Origin of the sequence: Actinomycetospora flava (genome assembly GCF_037400335.1) — a bacterium.
Taxonomy (GTDB): Bacteria; Actinomycetota; Actinomycetes; order Mycobacteriales; family Pseudonocardiaceae; genus Actinomycetospora; species Actinomycetospora flava.
The window spans coordinates 266,283-280,988 of record NZ_JBBEGM010000003.1; the positions used below are offsets into that span (position 1 = coordinate 266,283).

General features: G+C 73.8%; 17 protein-coding genes. 13 read left to right on the forward strand and 4 right to left on the reverse strand.

The features are described 5' to 3' along the window. Positions 1–27 precede the first annotated feature (27 nt). The 4 genes from ybeY to era are packed head-to-tail and all read left to right on the forward strand — an operon-like array spanning position 28 to position 4,127. Positions 28–567 (forward strand): rRNA maturation RNase YbeY, encoded by a 540-nt coding sequence (gene ybeY / locus WCD58_RS10815; protein ID WP_337702534.1) that lies wholly within the window; start codon positions 28–30, stop codon positions 565–567. Then, on the forward strand, positions 564–1,970 hold the full coding sequence (locus WCD58_RS10820) for a hemolysin family protein (protein ID WP_337702536.1): 1,407 nt from the start codon (positions 564–566) through the stop codon (positions 1,968–1,970). Before ybeY ends, WCD58_RS10820 begins: the two co-directional genes overlap by 4 nt. Next, positions 1,963–3,234 (forward strand): L-2-hydroxyglutarate dehydrogenase, encoded by a 1,272-nt coding sequence (lhgD, locus tag WCD58_RS10825; RefSeq protein WP_337702538.1) that lies wholly within the window; start codon positions 1,963–1,965, stop codon positions 3,232–3,234. The genes WCD58_RS10820 and lhgD overlap by 8 nt, the downstream gene beginning before the upstream one ends. Further along, positions 3,231–4,127, forward strand: coding sequence for a GTPase Era (gene era, locus WCD58_RS10830; protein ID WP_337702540.1), 897 nt, complete (start codon positions 3,231–3,233; stop codon positions 4,125–4,127). The genes lhgD and era overlap by 4 nt, the downstream gene beginning before the upstream one ends. A 99-nt stretch (positions 4,128–4,226) precedes the next feature. Here the strand turns inward: era and WCD58_RS10835 are convergent, their stop codons facing one another. Further along, the gene (locus WCD58_RS10835; RefSeq protein WP_337702542.1) at positions 4,227–4,409 is read right to left on the reverse strand and encodes a nuclear transport factor 2-like protein; all 183 of its coding nucleotides are present in this window, start codon (positions 4,407–4,409) and stop codon (positions 4,227–4,229) included. 206 nt (positions 4,410–4,615) lie between these two features. On the opposite strand from WCD58_RS10835, the gene WCD58_RS10840 reads away from it, so the two are divergent. From WCD58_RS10840 to WCD58_RS10870, 7 genes are all read left to right on the forward strand, one after another. Then, positions 4,616–5,380 (forward strand): SDR family NAD(P)-dependent oxidoreductase, encoded by a 765-nt coding sequence (locus WCD58_RS10840; RefSeq protein ID WP_337702544.1) that lies wholly within the window; start codon positions 4,616–4,618, stop codon positions 5,378–5,380. Between the two features lie 18 nt (positions 5,381–5,398). Next, positions 5,399–6,268, forward strand: a complete 870-nt coding sequence (gene recO, locus WCD58_RS10845; protein ID WP_337702546.1) for a DNA repair protein RecO — start codon at positions 5,399–5,401, stop codon at positions 6,266–6,268. A 68-nt stretch (positions 6,269–6,336) separates the two neighbouring features. Then, positions 6,337–7,116, forward strand: a complete 780-nt coding sequence (locus WCD58_RS10850) for an isoprenyl transferase (RefSeq protein WP_337702892.1) — start codon at positions 6,337–6,339, stop codon at positions 7,114–7,116. After that, on the forward strand, positions 7,113–7,523 hold the full coding sequence (locus WCD58_RS10855; protein ID WP_337702549.1) for a hypothetical protein: 411 nt from the start codon (positions 7,113–7,115) through the stop codon (positions 7,521–7,523). The genes WCD58_RS10850 and WCD58_RS10855 overlap by 4 nt, the downstream gene beginning before the upstream one ends. Before the next feature lie 102 nt (positions 7,524–7,625). After that, positions 7,626–8,627, forward strand: a complete 1,002-nt coding sequence (locus WCD58_RS10860; RefSeq protein WP_337702551.1) for a permease — start codon at positions 7,626–7,628, stop codon at positions 8,625–8,627. 52 nt (positions 8,628–8,679) lie between these two features. Next, the gene (locus WCD58_RS10865) at positions 8,680–9,426 is read left to right on the forward strand and encodes a TIGR03943 family putative permease subunit (protein ID WP_337702553.1); all 747 of its coding nucleotides are present in this window, start codon (positions 8,680–8,682) and stop codon (positions 9,424–9,426) included. A gap of 131 nt (positions 9,427–9,557) precedes the next feature. Further along, positions 9,558–11,504, forward strand: a complete 1,947-nt coding sequence (locus tag WCD58_RS10870; RefSeq protein ID WP_337702555.1) for a BCCT family transporter — start codon at positions 9,558–9,560, stop codon at positions 11,502–11,504. 144 nt (positions 11,505–11,648) lie between these two features. Here WCD58_RS10870 and WCD58_RS10875 read toward each other — a convergent pair whose 3' ends face one another. Genes WCD58_RS10875 through WCD58_RS10885 form a run of 3 tightly spaced genes read right to left on the reverse strand, consistent with a single transcriptional unit; the run spans position 11,649 to position 12,744 of the window. Next, entirely contained in the window at positions 11,649–12,071 is a 423-nt protein-coding gene (locus tag WCD58_RS10875; RefSeq protein ID WP_337702558.1) for a Fur family transcriptional regulator, read from the reverse strand. Then, positions 12,068–12,397: an ArsR/SmtB family transcription factor gene (locus WCD58_RS10880; RefSeq protein ID WP_373696207.1), complete on the reverse strand. Its 330-nt coding sequence runs from the start codon at positions 12,395–12,397 to the stop codon at positions 12,068–12,070. The genes WCD58_RS10875 and WCD58_RS10880 overlap by 4 nt, the downstream gene beginning before the upstream one ends. A gap of 41 nt (positions 12,398–12,438) precedes the next feature. Further along, positions 12,439–12,744, reverse strand: a complete 306-nt coding sequence (locus WCD58_RS10885; protein ID WP_337702560.1) for a DUF6703 family protein — start codon at positions 12,742–12,744, stop codon at positions 12,439–12,441. Between the two features lie 104 nt (positions 12,745–12,848). Between WCD58_RS10885 and WCD58_RS10890 the strand changes: the two genes are divergently transcribed. Then, positions 12,849–13,181 (forward strand): antibiotic biosynthesis monooxygenase, encoded by a 333-nt coding sequence (locus tag WCD58_RS10890; protein ID WP_337702562.1) that lies wholly within the window; start codon positions 12,849–12,851, stop codon positions 13,179–13,181. Between the two features lie 92 nt (positions 13,182–13,273). After that, on the forward strand, positions 13,274–14,701 hold the full coding sequence (locus tag WCD58_RS10895; RefSeq protein WP_337702564.1) for a glycine--tRNA ligase: 1,428 nt from the start codon (positions 13,274–13,276) through the stop codon (positions 14,699–14,701). Positions 14,702–14,706: the final 5 nt, after the last annotated feature.

Consider the following 14,706-nt stretch of genomic DNA (forward strand, 5'->3'; position numbering starts at 1 on the left):
GGCCAGCCCGAGGATGACGAGAGCCCCATGAGCATCGAGATCGCCAACGAGTCCGGCGTCGAGGTGGCCGAGGGCCCGATCGTCGAGGTCGCGCGCTACGCCCTCGACCGCATGGGCGTCAGCCCCCTCGCCGAGCTGTCGATCATGCTCGTCGAGCTGGAGCCCATGGCCGAGCTGCACGAGCGCTGGCTCGACGAGCCCGGGCCCACCGACGTCATGTCGTTCCCGATGGACGAGTACGACTCGGCGCGCCGGCCCGACGCGCCGTCGTCGGGCCCCGCGCTGCTCGGCGACATCGTGCTGTGCCCCGCGTTCGCGGCCGACCAGGCGGCCGCCGCCGGGCACGGGCTCGCCGACGAGCTGCACCTGCTGACCGTCCACGGCGTGCTGCACCTGCTCGGCTACGACCACGCCGAGCCGGACGAGGAGCGCCAGATGTTCGGCCTGCAGGCCGAGCTGCTCGCCGACTGGCGTGCCCAGCGCGCCGCCGCCGCGCGCAGCGCCCGCGAGCGCGCCGCCGACGACCGCCTGCTCGGGACCGTCGGGCTCGGCGAGAACGACCAGTGACCTCCGGGCTGGTCGGCCAGCTCGTCGCCGTCATCCTCCTGGTCCCGCTCGCCGGGGTGTTCGCGGCCGCCGACGCGGCGATCTCGTCGGTGTCGCGGGCGCGCGTCGACGGGCTGGTGCGCGAGGGGACCACCGGCGCGAAGTCGCTCGCGGCCGTCGTCGCCGACCGCCCGCGCCACCTCAACCTGCTCGTGCTGCTCCGGCTCGCGTGCGAGGCGGCCGCCTACGTCCTCGGCGCCTTCGTCGCCCTGCAGCTCATCGGGCCGGACGGGCTGGCGCTGCTGGTGGCCGGGCTCGTCGTGGTGCTCGTGTCCTACGTGCTCATCGGGGTCGGGCCGCGCACCCTGGGGCGCCAGCACTCGTACGGTCTGGCGCTCGCGGTCGCCCCCCTGGTGCGGCTGCTGGTGCGGCTGCTCGGCCCCCTGGCCTCGCTGCTGATCGTCGTCGGCAACGCGATCACGCCCGGCGTCGGCTTCCGCGAGGGGCCGTTCTCCTCGGAGGTCGAGCTGCGCGAGCTGGTCGACATGGCCGAGCGCGGCGGGCTCGTCGACGACGACGAGCGGGCGATGATCCAGTCGGTGTTCGACCTCGGGGACACCCGCGTCCTCGAGGTCATGGTCCCGCGCACCGAGATGGTGTGGATCGAGCGCGAGAAGACGGTGCGCCAGGCGCTCGCCCTGGCGCTGCGCAGCGGCTACTCGCGGATCCCGGTGATCGGCGAGAACGTCGACGACACCGTCGGCGTCCTCTACCTGAAGGACCTGGTCCGGCGCTCGGTCGACGAGACGGCGCCGCCGGACCGGTCGGGCGCGGTCGGCGAGCTGATGCGCCCGGCGCAGTTCGTGCCCGACTCCAAGCGCGCCGACGCCCTGCTGCGCGACATGCAGCGCGAGCGCAACCACATGGCGCTGGTGGTCGACGAGTACGGCGGCATCGCGGGCCTGGTGACCATCGAGGACCTGCTCGAGGAGATCGTCGGCGAGATCACCGACGAGTACGACGCCGCCGAGCACCGCCCGCTCGAGCACCTCGACGAGACGACCTGGCGGGTCGCCGCGCGCCTGCCCGTCGAGGACCTCGAGGAGGCCACCGGCGTCGAGTTCGACGTCGAGGACGTCGACACCGTCGGCGGCCTGCTGGCCCAGCGCCTCGGCCGCGTGCCGCTGCCCGGCGCCGAGGCCGAGATCTCCGGGCTGCGGCTGCGCGCCGAGGGCGGCGAGGACGCCCGCGGCCGCATGCGGATCCGCAGCCTGCTGGTGTGGCGCCAGCCCGACGACGGCGAGCCGGGTGACGCCGCCCCCGCCGAGGAACCCGCGGCGCCGACCGGCGACGATGCGCGGGACGACCGGGCCGGGGACCTCGCCCAGACCGGCGCCCGCGAGCGGAAGGACGACCGTGGCTGACACCGCCCGTGCCCGTTCAGCTCCGGTGGCCCCCACCCCGCACCACGACGTGGTGGTCGTCGGCGGGGGGATCGTCGGGTTCGCCGTGCTGCACGAGCTGCTCGCCGCGGGGCACACCTCGGTCGCCCTCGTCGAGCGCGAGCACACCGCCGGCACCCACCAGACCGGCCGCAACTCCAACGTCATCCACTCCGGGCTGTACTACGCGCCCGGCTCGCTGAAGGCCCGCCTGGCCGTCGCGGGCTGCGCGGAGACCAAGGAGTTCTGCGCGGAGCACGACCTGCCGTTCGAGGAGTGCGGCAAGGTCGTCGCCGCCACCGACGCCGACGAGCTGCCCCGCATGGCCGAGCTGGTCCGGCGCGGGCGGGCCAACGGCGTCGAGGTGCACGAGCTCGACGAGGCCGGCGTCCGCGAGCGCGAGCCCGCCGTCGCCGCGATCGCCGGGCTGTGGGTGCCCTCGACCGGGATCTGCGACTACGGCGCGATCACCCGGCGCCTCGCCGACCTCGCCGTCGGGCGCGGCGCCGTGCTGCACACGGGGCGCGCGGTGCGCTCGGTGGCGCGCCGGCGCGGCGACGTGGTCGTGCGCACCGACCGCGGCGACCTGCTCGCCGGCCAGGTCGTGGTGTGCGCCGGGCTGCGCTCCGACGAGATCGCGCGCGCGTCGGGCTTCGACCCCGGCGTGCGCATCGTGCCGTTCCGCGGCGAGTACTCCGACCTGGTCGGGCCGATCGGCGAGAGCGTGCGCGGGCTGGTCTACCCGGTGCCCGACCCCGCCTTCCCGTTCCTCGGCGTGCACGCCACGCGCGGCGTCGACGGGTCGGTGCACGTGGGGCCGAACGCCGTGCTGGCGCTCGCGCGCGAGGGCTACGACTGGCGGACGCTGCGGGTGCGCGAGCTCGCCGGCACGCTCACCGACCCCGGGTTCCTCACGCTCGCCGGGCGCCAGTGGCGCTACGGGCTGGGGGAGATGCACCGCTCGCTCTCGCGGTCGGCGATGGCCGCGGCGGTGGCCCGGATGCTGCCCGGGGTCACCGCCGACGACCTGCGCACCCCGCACGACGTCGCCCGCCGCGCCGGGGTGCGGGCGCAGGCGATCCGGCCCGACGGCTCGCTGGTCGACGACTTCCTGTTCGTCCAGGACGGCTCCCCGGAGGACGGCCCGAGCGTGCTGCACGTGCTCAACGCGCCCTCGCCCGCGGCCACGGCGGCGCTGCCGATCGGGCGGGAGATCGTGGCGCGGCTGGAGGGGAAGGCGGCGTGACCGCTCCTGATCCCGAGTTCCGCTCCGGCTTCGCGTGCTTCGTCGGGCGGCCCAACGTGGGCAAGTCGACGCTGACCAACGCGCTGGTCGGGCAGAAGGTCGCGATCACGTCGTCGCGGCCCCAGACCACCCGGCACGCGATCCGCGGCGTCGTCCACCGCGACGACGGCCAGCTCGTCCTCGTCGACACCCCCGGCCTGCACCGCCCGCGCACGCTGCTGGGCGAGCGGCTCAACGACGTCGTGCACACGACGTGGGCCGAGGTCGACGTGATCGGCTTCTGCGTGCCCGCCGACCAGCAGATCGGGCCGGGCGACCGGTTCATCGCCGCCGAGCTGGCGAAGGTGACGGCGAAGACCCCGCTGATCGGCATCCTGACCAAGACCGACCTCGTGCGCCCCGAGGTGATCGCGGAGCGGCTCCTGGCTCTCCAAGAGCTCGCGGACTTCGCGGAGATCGTCCCGGTGTCCGCGTCGTCCGGGCACCAGGTCTCGCTGCTCGCCGACCTCCTGCTGGCCCGCATGCCCCCCGGCCCGGCGCTCTACCCCGACGGCGAGCTCTCCGACGAGCCCGAGACGACGCTGATCGCCGAGTTCGTGCGCGAGGCCGCCCTGGAGGGCGTGCGCGACGAGCTCCCGCACTCGCTGGCCGTCGTCGTCGAGGAGATGACGCCGGGCAAGGTCCTCACCGTGCGCGCGGAGATCTTCGTGGAGCGCGACAGCCAGAAGTCGATCGTGATCGGCAAGGGCGGCTCGCGGCTCAAGCACGTCGGCACCGAGGCCCGCCGCCAGATCGAGGCCCTGCTCGGCGAGAAGGTCCACCTCGACCTGTTCGTCAAGGTCGCCAAGGACTGGCAGCGCGACCCCCGCCAGCTCCGCCGCCTCGGCTTCTGAGCCCGTACCAGCGATGCGGCGTCCTGCTGGCGATTCAATTCAGCACGCCGATAGGGCCAGGATCGCCACATCCTCGCTGAGCGACCCGCCGAGAGGTCGTCAGCCGAGGAGCGCGAACAGTCCCGCCAGTTGCGCGGTGTCGACGTACTCCTCGATCCGCGTGACCATCCCGCCCTCGACGTGCACGGCCAGCGCCGCCGGCGCCCGCAGCGCGGACCCGTCCGGCAGCGTCCCGACGATCACGTACTGCGCGAAGCCGTCGCCCGCGCGCACGTCGGTCATGGTGAAGTCGGGGGACCTTCTCCCGGATCGCCCGCAACGTCGCGAACGTGTCCGGCACCGTCGGCGCCTCGACCTCGTCGAACGAGTGCCACGTGATCGCACCCGGCGCGAACAGGCCCTCGGGCGGCTCGGAGGCGGGGTGGGCCAGGGCGTCGACGACCTGCGCAACGATTCCGCTCATGGCCTGATCGTCCTACGTTCGGGCCATGAAGCGATACCAGGACAAGGTCGCCCTGGTGACCGGCGGCGCCTCGGGCATCGGCGCCGCGATCGGGGCGCGGTTGGTCGCGGAGGGCGCGTCGGTGGTGCTCGTCGACATCGACGAGGTCGGCCTCGGACGCCAGCAGGGCGCGGAGACGGTGGTCGCCGACGTCACCGACTCCGCGCAGGTGCAGCGCGCCGTGGCCCGCACGGTGGAGCGGTTCGGGCGCCTCGACGCCGCGTTCAACGTCGCCGGTTCGGCCCGCTTCGGCACCGTCGTCGACGGCGACGAGGACGACTGGGCCTGGACCGTCGACCTGGTGCTGCGCGGGGTCTACCTCAGCACCCGCCACGAGGCGCGGGTCATGGAGCCGGGCGGCGCGATCGTCAACGTCTCCTCGCTCAACGCCCACGTCCCGCTCTACGGCGCGAGCTCGTACGCGGCGGCGAAGGCGGGCGTCGAGATGTTCACCAAGAACGCCGCGCTCGAGCTGGGCGACCGGGGCATCCGCGTCAACGCGATCCTGCCGGGCCTGATCCGCACGCCGCTGACGGCCGGGTTCATGGACGGCGGGCCGCTCGAGAAGGACTTCGTCACCCGGATCGTCGCCGCCCGGGCGGGCGACCCCGACGAGATCGCCGGGCCGGCCCTGTTCCTCGCCGGCGAGGACGCCACGTACGTCAACGGGACGAGCCTGGTCGTCGACGGCGGCTGGGAGATCACGAACTACCCCGATCTGCGGCCCGTGGTGCACCCCCCGGCGCCCTAGGGGTGCGACCATGAGGACGTGGGCTTCTATCGCGACACCGGGGTGGTGCTGCGGCTGCAGAAGCTCGGGGAGGCCGACCGGATCGTCACGATCCTGACCCACCGGCACGGCAAGGTCCGCGCGGTGGCCAAGGGCGTGCGGCGCACGAGCTCGCGGTTCGGGGCGCGGCTGGAGCCGTTCGGCCACGTGGACCTGCAGCTGCACACCGGGCGCAGCCTCGACATCGTCACGCAGGTCCAGACCCTCGACGCCTTCGGCGGCGGGCTCACCGGCGACTACCCGCGCTACACCGCGGGCTGCGCGCTGCTCGAGACCGCCGACCGGCTGACCTCCGAGGAGGGCGAGCCGGCGCGCGAGCTGTTCCTGCTGCTCGTGGGCGCCCTGCGCGGGCTCGCGGGCGGCACGCGCGACCCCTACCTCGTGCTCGACGCCTTCCTGCTGCGCGCCATGGTCATCGCGGGCTGGGCGCCGGCGATCACCGAGTGCGCGCGCTGCGGCACCGAGGGCGCGCCGTACCACCGCCGCTTCTCGGTGCCGGCCGGCGGCGCCGTGTGCGAGCCCTGCCGGCCCTCGGGGTCGGTCGTCCCGTCCGAGGAGACCTGGCGCCTGCTCGAGGCCCTGCGCAGCGGCGACTGGGGCACCGCCGAGGGCACCGACGCCGCCGCCCGCCGCGACACCGCGGGCCTCGTCGCCGCCCACCTGCAGTGGCACCTCGAGCGCACCCTGCGCTCGCTGCCGCTGGTCGACCGCCGCGGCGGCGTCCCGCGCGTCGACCTCACGGGCACACCGCTGGACGTGGAGATCGCCGACGAGCCGACCGACGGGCACCTCCGCCCCGAAGAGTCGACCGAAGGTGCCCTTCGGTCGGAACCAGGAGTCCCCCTGTGAGCCCCCGTCTGCGCCCCGCCCGCGGCCGCTCGTCCGGCCCCCTGCGCGGACGCGACGACCCCACGGTGATGGCGCCGACGCCGCACCCCAGCGGCGCGACCCCGCCCGACATCCCCCGCGAGCTGGTGCCGAACCACGTCGCGCTGGTGATGGACGGCAACGGGCGCTGGGCCAACCAGCGGGGCCTGCCGCGGATCGAGGGCCACCGCCAGGGCGAGGGCCAGCTGCTCGACGTCGTGCGGGGCTGCATCGACATCGGCGTCAAGTGGATCTCGGCGTACGCCTTCTCCACCGAGAACTGGCGGCGCAGCCCCGACGAGGTGCGCTTCCTGCTCGGGTTCAACCGCGACGTCATCCGCCGCCGGCGCGACGAGATGCACGCGATGGGCGTGCGCGTGCGCTGGTCCGGGCAGCGGCCGCGGCTCTGGCGCAGCGTCATCAAGGAGCTCGAGACCGCCGAGGAGATGACGAAGGACAACGACGTCGTCACCCTCACCATGTGCGTCAACTACGGCGGGCGCGCGGAGATCGTCGGGGCGGCGAAGGAGCTCGCGCGGCGCGCCGCGCGCGGTGAGATCGACCCCGAGCGCATCGACGAGAAGGCCCTCGCGCGCCACCTCGACGAGCCCGACATGCCCGACGTCGACCTCTTCCTGCGCAGCTCGGGGGAGCAGCGGACGTCGAACTTCCTGCTCTGGCAGTCGGCGTACGCCGAGATGGTCTTCCTCGACACACTCTTCCCCGACTTCGACCGCCGCCACCTCTGGGAGGCGTGCGAGATCTACGCCCGGCGCGACCGTCGCTACGGCGGCGCGATGGACCGCTCGGAAGGGACCGGCACCTCGTGAGCCGTGAGGCCGCCACCACCGCGGGCCTGCTGATCATCGCCCGGGAGGCGATGGAGCAGTTCGTCGACGTGCACGTGGACGACGACGGCGCGCTGTCCTTCCGCCACGCCGGCGTGCCGTGCGCGATCCAGGGTGTCGAGCTGGTCGAGGGGCTCGCCGTGCTGAGCCTGACCTGCGTCGTCGCCTGGGACCTCGAGGACACCGACACCCCCCGGCGGGTCGCCGAACGCGCCGGTCAGGGGCTGTTCGGCACGCTCGGCGCGGTCGCCACCGAGCAGGGGTGGGACGTGACCCTGCGCTACGCGTTCCCCGCCGAGGGCCTCGCGGTCGGGCCGCTGGGCACGCTGCTCATGCTCGTCGTGTCGACGGCGGCCCAGGTCCGGACGGACCTGGTCGGGACGGACTGAGCGGGCCGTTCCCCCATCCGCCGTCCCCATCGCCCGTTCGCGTCCCCAGGGTTCCGGTCGGGTCCTCGGCGCTGATCGCGACGGCTGGGAGCATCACGGCCCGTGAGCTCCCCGCGACCGACGACGACGCGCGCCCCACGGGGGTCGGCCTCGCTGGTCGTGCTGTGCGGGGCGCTGCTGGCCGCGACGGCACTGCAGGGCCCGTTGACGCGCCTGTTCGACGTCGGCCTCGTCCGCACGGCGGCCACCGTGTTCGTGGCGGTGTGCGTGCAGGCCCTGCCCTTCCTCGTGCTCGGCACGCTGCTGTCCGGGGCCATCGCGGCGTGGGTCTCGCCCGCGGCGCTGCGCCGGGTGCTGCCCGCACGGCCCGCGCTCGCGGTGCCCGTCGCCGGCGCGGCGGGGCTGGTGCTGCCCGGCTGCGAGTGCGCGTCGGTGCCGGTCGCGCGGCGGCTGGTCGGGCAGGGCGTGCCGGAGGCCGCGGCGCTCGCCTTCCTGCTGGCCGCGCCGGCGATCAACCCCGTGGTGCTCGTGGCCACGGCCGTCGCCTTCCCCGACCACCCCGAGATGGTCGGCGCCCGCCTCCTCGGGTCGGCGGCCACCGCGGTCGGCGTGGGCTGGCTGTGGACCCGCTGCGGGCGCGCGGAGTGGATCGCGGCGCGGGTGCGCCGGCCGCCGCCGGACGCCGGCACGCCGCGGTGGGCGGTGTTCGCCGAGACCGCGCGCCACGACGTCGTCGACGCCGGCGGCTTCCTCGTCGTCGGCGGTCTGGCGGCCGCGGTCATGACGGTCGTCGTGCCCGCGTCGTGGCTCGACGGGCTGGCGGGGCACCTGGTGCTCGCCTGCGCGGTGATGGCGCTGCTCGCGGTCCTGCTCGCGCTGTGCAGCGAGGCCGACGCCTTCGTCGCGGCGTCGCTGTCGACGTTGCCGCTGCTGCCGCGCCTGGTGTTCCTGGTCGTGGGGCCCGCGGTCGACGTCAAGCTGATCGCCCTGCAGGCCGGGGCGTTCGGGCGCGCGTTCGCGGCACGCTTCGCCCCGCTGACGTTCGTGGTGGCGGTGACGAGCGCCGTCGCGGCCGGGCTGCTCGTGTTCGGCGGCGCGGGATGAGGCGGCGCGGGATGAGGCGGCGCGGGATGAGGCGGCGCGGGATGGGCTCGCCATGAGCAGGGACACCCAGCACGTGCTGCTCGTCCTCGTCGGCGGGGTGCTCGTCAAGATCGTTCTCGACGGCTCCTACCTGCGCTACGTGCGGCCCTGGTCGGCGGTCCCGGTGCTCGCGGCCGGGTTCGTGCTGATCGCCGTCGCGGTGGTGGCGATCGTGCGCGATCTGCGGGGGCGGACCGCCGCCGATGGTCATGATCACGGGCACGACGACCGCGCCGGCCCCTCGGCGTGGATGCTCGTGCTGCCGGTGCTCGCGCTGCTGCTCGTCGTGCCGCCGGCGCTGGGGTCGGCGGCCGTCGGCGGGGTCGGGGCGCGCGCCGCCCCGGTGGCCGCGGTCGCCGACGACCCGGTGCCCGCCGGCGAGGCGCCGGTACTCGGGCTGCTCGACGTCGTCTCGCGCACCGCGGCTGACCCGTTCGGGCCGCTGACCAGCCGCGACGTCACCGTCGTCGGCTTCCTCGTGCCCGCCCGGCACCCGCCCGCGGGGGCCGCTCCGGTGGACCTCGCCCGGCTCGTGATCACATGTTGCGCGGCCGACGCCTCGACCGTGCGGATCCACCTCGCCGACCCTGCGGGGCAGATGCGGGAGACGGGTCCGGGCGGTGACGGGGGCGATCGCTGGGTGGCGGTGCGAGGGCGTGTCGTCGCCGGGACCGGCGGTGCGGCCGACGGCCACGTGCCGACACTGGCGGTGACTTCGTGGTCGCCGGTTGCCACACCCGAACCGGTGTACGAATACTGACCCGAACACGCCGTACCGACAGCTAACGGCCGAAAGCGGGAGGAACCCGCGCCAACCAGACGTATGCTCGCCGTCCGCCGATGATCCGGAGAGGAGGGGCGTCTCTCGAGGCATGGGAGGCGCGACTCGCCATGACACAAGATCTCTCATCACCGCCGGGACAACCGGCCGGGTCACCCGGGGGTGAGCCGGACGTCCCCGCCACGAGCGCCGCGGACCGGAAGCACGGCACCGACTGGGTCGTCTTCGGCATCGGCGCCGCCCTCGCCGTCATCTTCGTGGCCTGGGGCGTCATCGGCACCGAGAGCCTCAGCAACGTCTCGAGCGCGATGCTCAGCGGCGTCATCCGCGGCGGCGGCTGGGGCTTCATCCTCGCCGCCACCGGCTTCGTGGTCTTCGCGCTGTGGCTCGCGTTCAGCCGCTTCGGGCGCATCCGTCTGGGCCGCGACGACGAGCAGCCCGAGTTCCGGACGGTCTCCTGGATCGCCATGATGTTCAGCGCCGGTATGGGCATCGGGCTGATGTTCTACGGCGTCGCCGAGCCGCTGTCGTTCTTCACCGAGCCGCCGCCCGGGTCGGTCATGCCGGGCGACCAGGTCGGCGCGCTGAACACGGCGATGGCCACCTCGCTCTTCCACTGGACCCTGCACCCGTGGGCGATCTACGCCGTGGTCGGTCTCGCCATCGCGTACTCGACGTTCCGCAAGGGCCGTCGCCAGCTGATCAGCTCGGCGTTCATCCCGCTGATCGGCGAGAAGGCCGCCAACGGCGCGGTCGGCCGGGTCATCGACATCATCGCGATCTTCGCGACGATCTTCGGCTCCGCGGCCTCGCTGGGGCTCGGCGCGCTGCAGATCGGCGGCGGCCTCGACGCCACGGGCTTCCTGCCCGGCGCCGGCAACGAGGTGCTCGTGCCGCTGATCGTCGTGCTCACCGCGGCGTTCGTGCTGTCGGCGGTGTCCGGCGTCGCCAAGGGCATCCAGTGGCTGTCGAACATCAACATGGTGCTCGCCGGCATCCTGGCGCTGTTCGTGTTCGTCGTCGGCCCGACGGTGATCATCCTCGACCTGCTGCCGACCGCGGTCGGCGCGTACATCGGCGACTGGGCCGAGATGGTCGGGCGCACCGAGGCCACCGGTGGCGAGGCCATGCTCGAGTGGCTGAGCTCCTGGACGTTCTTCTACTGGGCGTGGTGGATCTCCTGGACGCCCTTCGTCGGCATGTTCCTGGCGAAGATCAGCCGCGGCCGCACGATCCGCCAGTTCGTCGGTGGCGTCATCCTCGTGCCGAGCCTCGTGAGCCTGGTCTGGTTCTCGATCTTCGGTGGCACGGCGATCACCCAGCAGCAGGCGGGCCTCGACCCCGCGGCGGCCGACACCGAGACCCAGCTGTTCGCGGTGCTCCAGGCCTACCCGTGGGCCACGTTCACCGGCCTGCTGGTCATGGTGCTGGTGGCGATCTTCTTCGTCTCCGGCGCCGACGCCGCGTCGATCGTCACCGGCACGCTCTCGCAGCGTGGCACCGACGAGCCGTCCCGCTGGGTCGTGATCTTCTGGGGCTCCGTGATGGGCGCCGTGGCGATCATCATGCTGCTGGTCGGCGGCGAGGACGCCCTGTCCGGCCTGCAGAGCCTGACCATCCTGGTCGCGGCCCCGTTCGTCGTGATCATGGTGTTCCTGTGCGTCGCGTTCATGCGCGACCTCAACCACGACCCCGTGATCCTGCGGGAGCGCAAGGGCCTCGAGGTCATGGAACAGGCGATCGACCACGGCACGGACAAGCACGGCGAGGACTTCTACCTGCACGTCCAGGCCTTCCCGGCGACGAGCAACCGGCAGCGCTCCGGCGAGGCCACGGGCCCGACGTACGCCGAGGTCTACGGCGTGCAGGACCCGTTCTCGACGGGCGAGACGCCGGTCGTACCGGCCGATCCGGAGGAGGCGCGGGCCCAGGCCGCGGCACGGGCCCGGGCTCGCTCGGTGCCCAAGGACGACGACCCGGCCGGCACCGAGGTCGTCGACACCGGACCGGGCGCCGGCGCGGAGACGGCCGGACGCCCGTCGGCGGACCGGGAGTAGCACCGCAGCGATGACCGAGAGCCGGGTCCCTCCGCGGGGCCCGGCTCTCGGCGTCTCTCGGGGTGCCCCCGTGGGGAGCGAGGGACGCCCTGGCTGCGTGGCAGGCAGCGAGAGACGCCCTCGCTGCTCCAGGTATGCGCGCGCTCAGCCCGCGGCGCGGCAGCCGGCGCAGACGCCGAGGATCTCCACCGTGTGGGAGATCTCGGCGAAGCCGTGCTGGGCGGCGACGCGGTCGGCCCAGTGCTCGACGGCGGGGCCCTCGACCTCGACGGTCTTGCCGCAGACCCGGCAGACCAGGTGGTGATGGTGGTGCTCGGAGCACCGGCGGTACGACGCCTCGCCGGTGCCCGTGCGCAGCACGTCGATCTCGTTCGCGTCCGCGAGGGCCTGCAGCGTCCGGTAGACCGTGGTGAGCCCGATGCCCTCGCCGCGCCGGCGCAGCTCCTCGTGGATCTCCTGCGCGGACCGGAAGTCGCTCAGCTCGTCGAGCAGCTCGGCGATCGCGGCGCGCTGCTTGGTCGCGCGCAGTCCGGGCACCGAGGGCGTGCGCGAGCCGGACGCCGTCACGACTCCTCCTCCACGTGCGCGACCGCGTCGACGACGATGTGCGCGAGGTGATCGTCCACCAGCCGGTAGACGACCTCGCGACCCCGGCGGTCGCCGCGCACCACACCGGCGGCCTTGAGCACGCGCAGGTGCTGGCTGATCAGCGGCTGGGTCACCGCGAGGGCGTCGACCAGCTCGTGGACGCAGCGCGGCGAGCTGCGCAGCTGCAGGACGATCGCGATCCGCACCGGCGCCGCCAGGGCCCGCAGCAGGTCGCCCGCCGCGACGAGCGACGTCGACCCCGGCGTCTCGGGTCCGGGGGCCGGCAGGTCGGCGGGGACGTCCACGTGAAGGTGCCCGGGAGCCGCGGTCCCGGTCCGGGGCGCGCTCACCGCAGCACCAGCCCGACGGCGAGGGCCACGAGCACGGCGAGCACGAGGACGCGCACCGCGCGCTCGAGCGGGGTCAGGCGCGGCCAGGTCGCGGCGAGCAGCCCGGCCACCCCGAGCGCGAGCAGGCCGAGCAGGACCGCCCCGATCGCGCCGCCGACGATGACGCCCGCGGCGAACACCACGACGACCACGGCGAACACGGCAACCGCGGGCACGCGCGCCAGGGGGCCGTCGCCGGGCACCGCCCGTCCGCGCCGCCCCGTGAAGGGGGTGCGGGCCCGTCCCGGTCCGCGACCGCTCACGGCTGCCTCCCGGCCGTCGACACTCCGCCGCCCGGGTCTGCGCCCCGGCGCGGCAACTCCCGATAATGGTATCCGTTGTCGACGCGAGGGGGAGGACGCCCGGGATGCTGCTGGTCTGCCGATTCGCGCCGGCCGCCGCGCAGACGGCCGCGTTCCTCGAGCGCGCGCGCCGGGCGGTCGCCCTGCTCGCGGCGCAGCCCGGCTGCGAGGGCGTCGACCTGGGACGGGCGATCGAGGAGCCCGAGAGCTGGGTGCTGGTGGCCCGCTTCCGCTCCGTCACCGCCTACCGCAAGGCGCTGCAGCCCTTCGACGTGCGCGAGCACGTGGTCCCGCTGCTCTCCGAGGCCCGCACCGACGAGCCCGCCGCCCACGAGCGGGCGCTCGTCGCGGACCCCGACGGCGTCACCGAGCACCCGAGCCTGCTCACCGACCGCTGACCGGTGCTCCGGTGCTCTGGCGCCGAGGGCCCGCTCGCTACGCTGGGTGCACCCGCACGACCAGCGTTCCCTGCGAGTTCCGGAGTACCACCGTGCCCACCCCCACCGGCAGCGCCCGTATCGAGACCGTGGTCAACCTGTGCAAGCGCCGCGGCTTCGTCTTCCCGTCCGGTGAGATCTACGGAGGCACGCGCTCGGCCTGGGACTACGGCCCGCTCGGCGTGGAGCTGAAGGACAACATCAAGCGCCAGTGGTGGAAGTCGATGGTCACGGGCCGCGAGGACGTCGTCGGCCTCGACTCGAGCGTGATCCTCCCGCGCCAGGTGTGGGTCGCCTCGGGCCACGTCGACGTGTTCACCGACCCGCTGGTCGAGTGCACCAACTGCCACCGCCGCTTCCGCGCCGACCAGCTCGCCGAGGACTTCTCCGAGCGCACCGGCGGCCCGTCCCTGGAGACCGTCGACGCCGAGGGCAAGGTCGGCTACGACCTGTCGACCGTGCCGTGCCCGAACTGCGGCGTGCGCGGCGAGTACACCGCGCCGCGCGAGTTCAACATGATGCTCAAGACCTACCTGGGCCCGGTCGAGTCCGAGGAGGGCCTGCACTACCTGCGGCCCGAGACCGCGCAGGGCATCTTCGTCAACTTCGCCAACGTCATGTCCGCGGCCCGCAAGAAGCCGCCGTTCGGCATCGGCCAGATCGGCAAGAGCTTCCGCAACGAGATCACGCCGGGCAACTTCATCTTCCGCACGCGCGAGTTCGAGCAGATGGAGATGGAGTTCTTCGTCGAGCCGGGCTCCGACGAGCAGTGGCACCAGTACTGGATCGACGAGCGCACCCGCTGGTACACCGACCTCGGCATCGCCGCGGACAACCTGCGGCACTACGAGCACCCCAAGGAGAAGCTCTCCCACTACTCCAAGCGCACGGTGGACGTGGAGTACAAGTTCCAGTTCAACGCCGGCCAGGAGTGGGGCGAGCTCGAGGGCATCGCCAACCGCACCGACTTCGACCTCACGACGCACACCAACCACAGCGGCGTCGACCTGAGCTACTACGACCAGGCCACCGACTCGCGCTACCGGCCCTACGTCATCGAGCCCGCCGCGGGTGTCGGCCGCCCGATGATGGCGTTCCTGCTCGAGGCCTACACCGAGGACGAGGCCCCGAACGCCAAGGGCGGCGTCGACAAGCGCACGGTGCTGCGCCTCGACCCGCGCCTCGCGCCGGTGAAGGCGGCGGTGCTGCCGCTCTCGCGCAACGCCGACCTCTCGCCGGTCGCCCGCGACCTCGCGGCCACCCTGCGCAAGCACTGGAACGTCGAGTTCGACGACGCCGGCGCCATCGGCCGCCGCTACCGCCGCCAGGACGAGATCGGCACCCCGTTCTGCGTCACGGTCGACTTCGACTCGCTGAACGACCAGGCGGCCACCGTCCGGCACCGCGACGCCATGACCCAGGAGCGCGTGGCCCTCGACCAGCTCGAGTCCTACCTCGCCGCCCGCCTGATCGGCTGCTGAGGCGC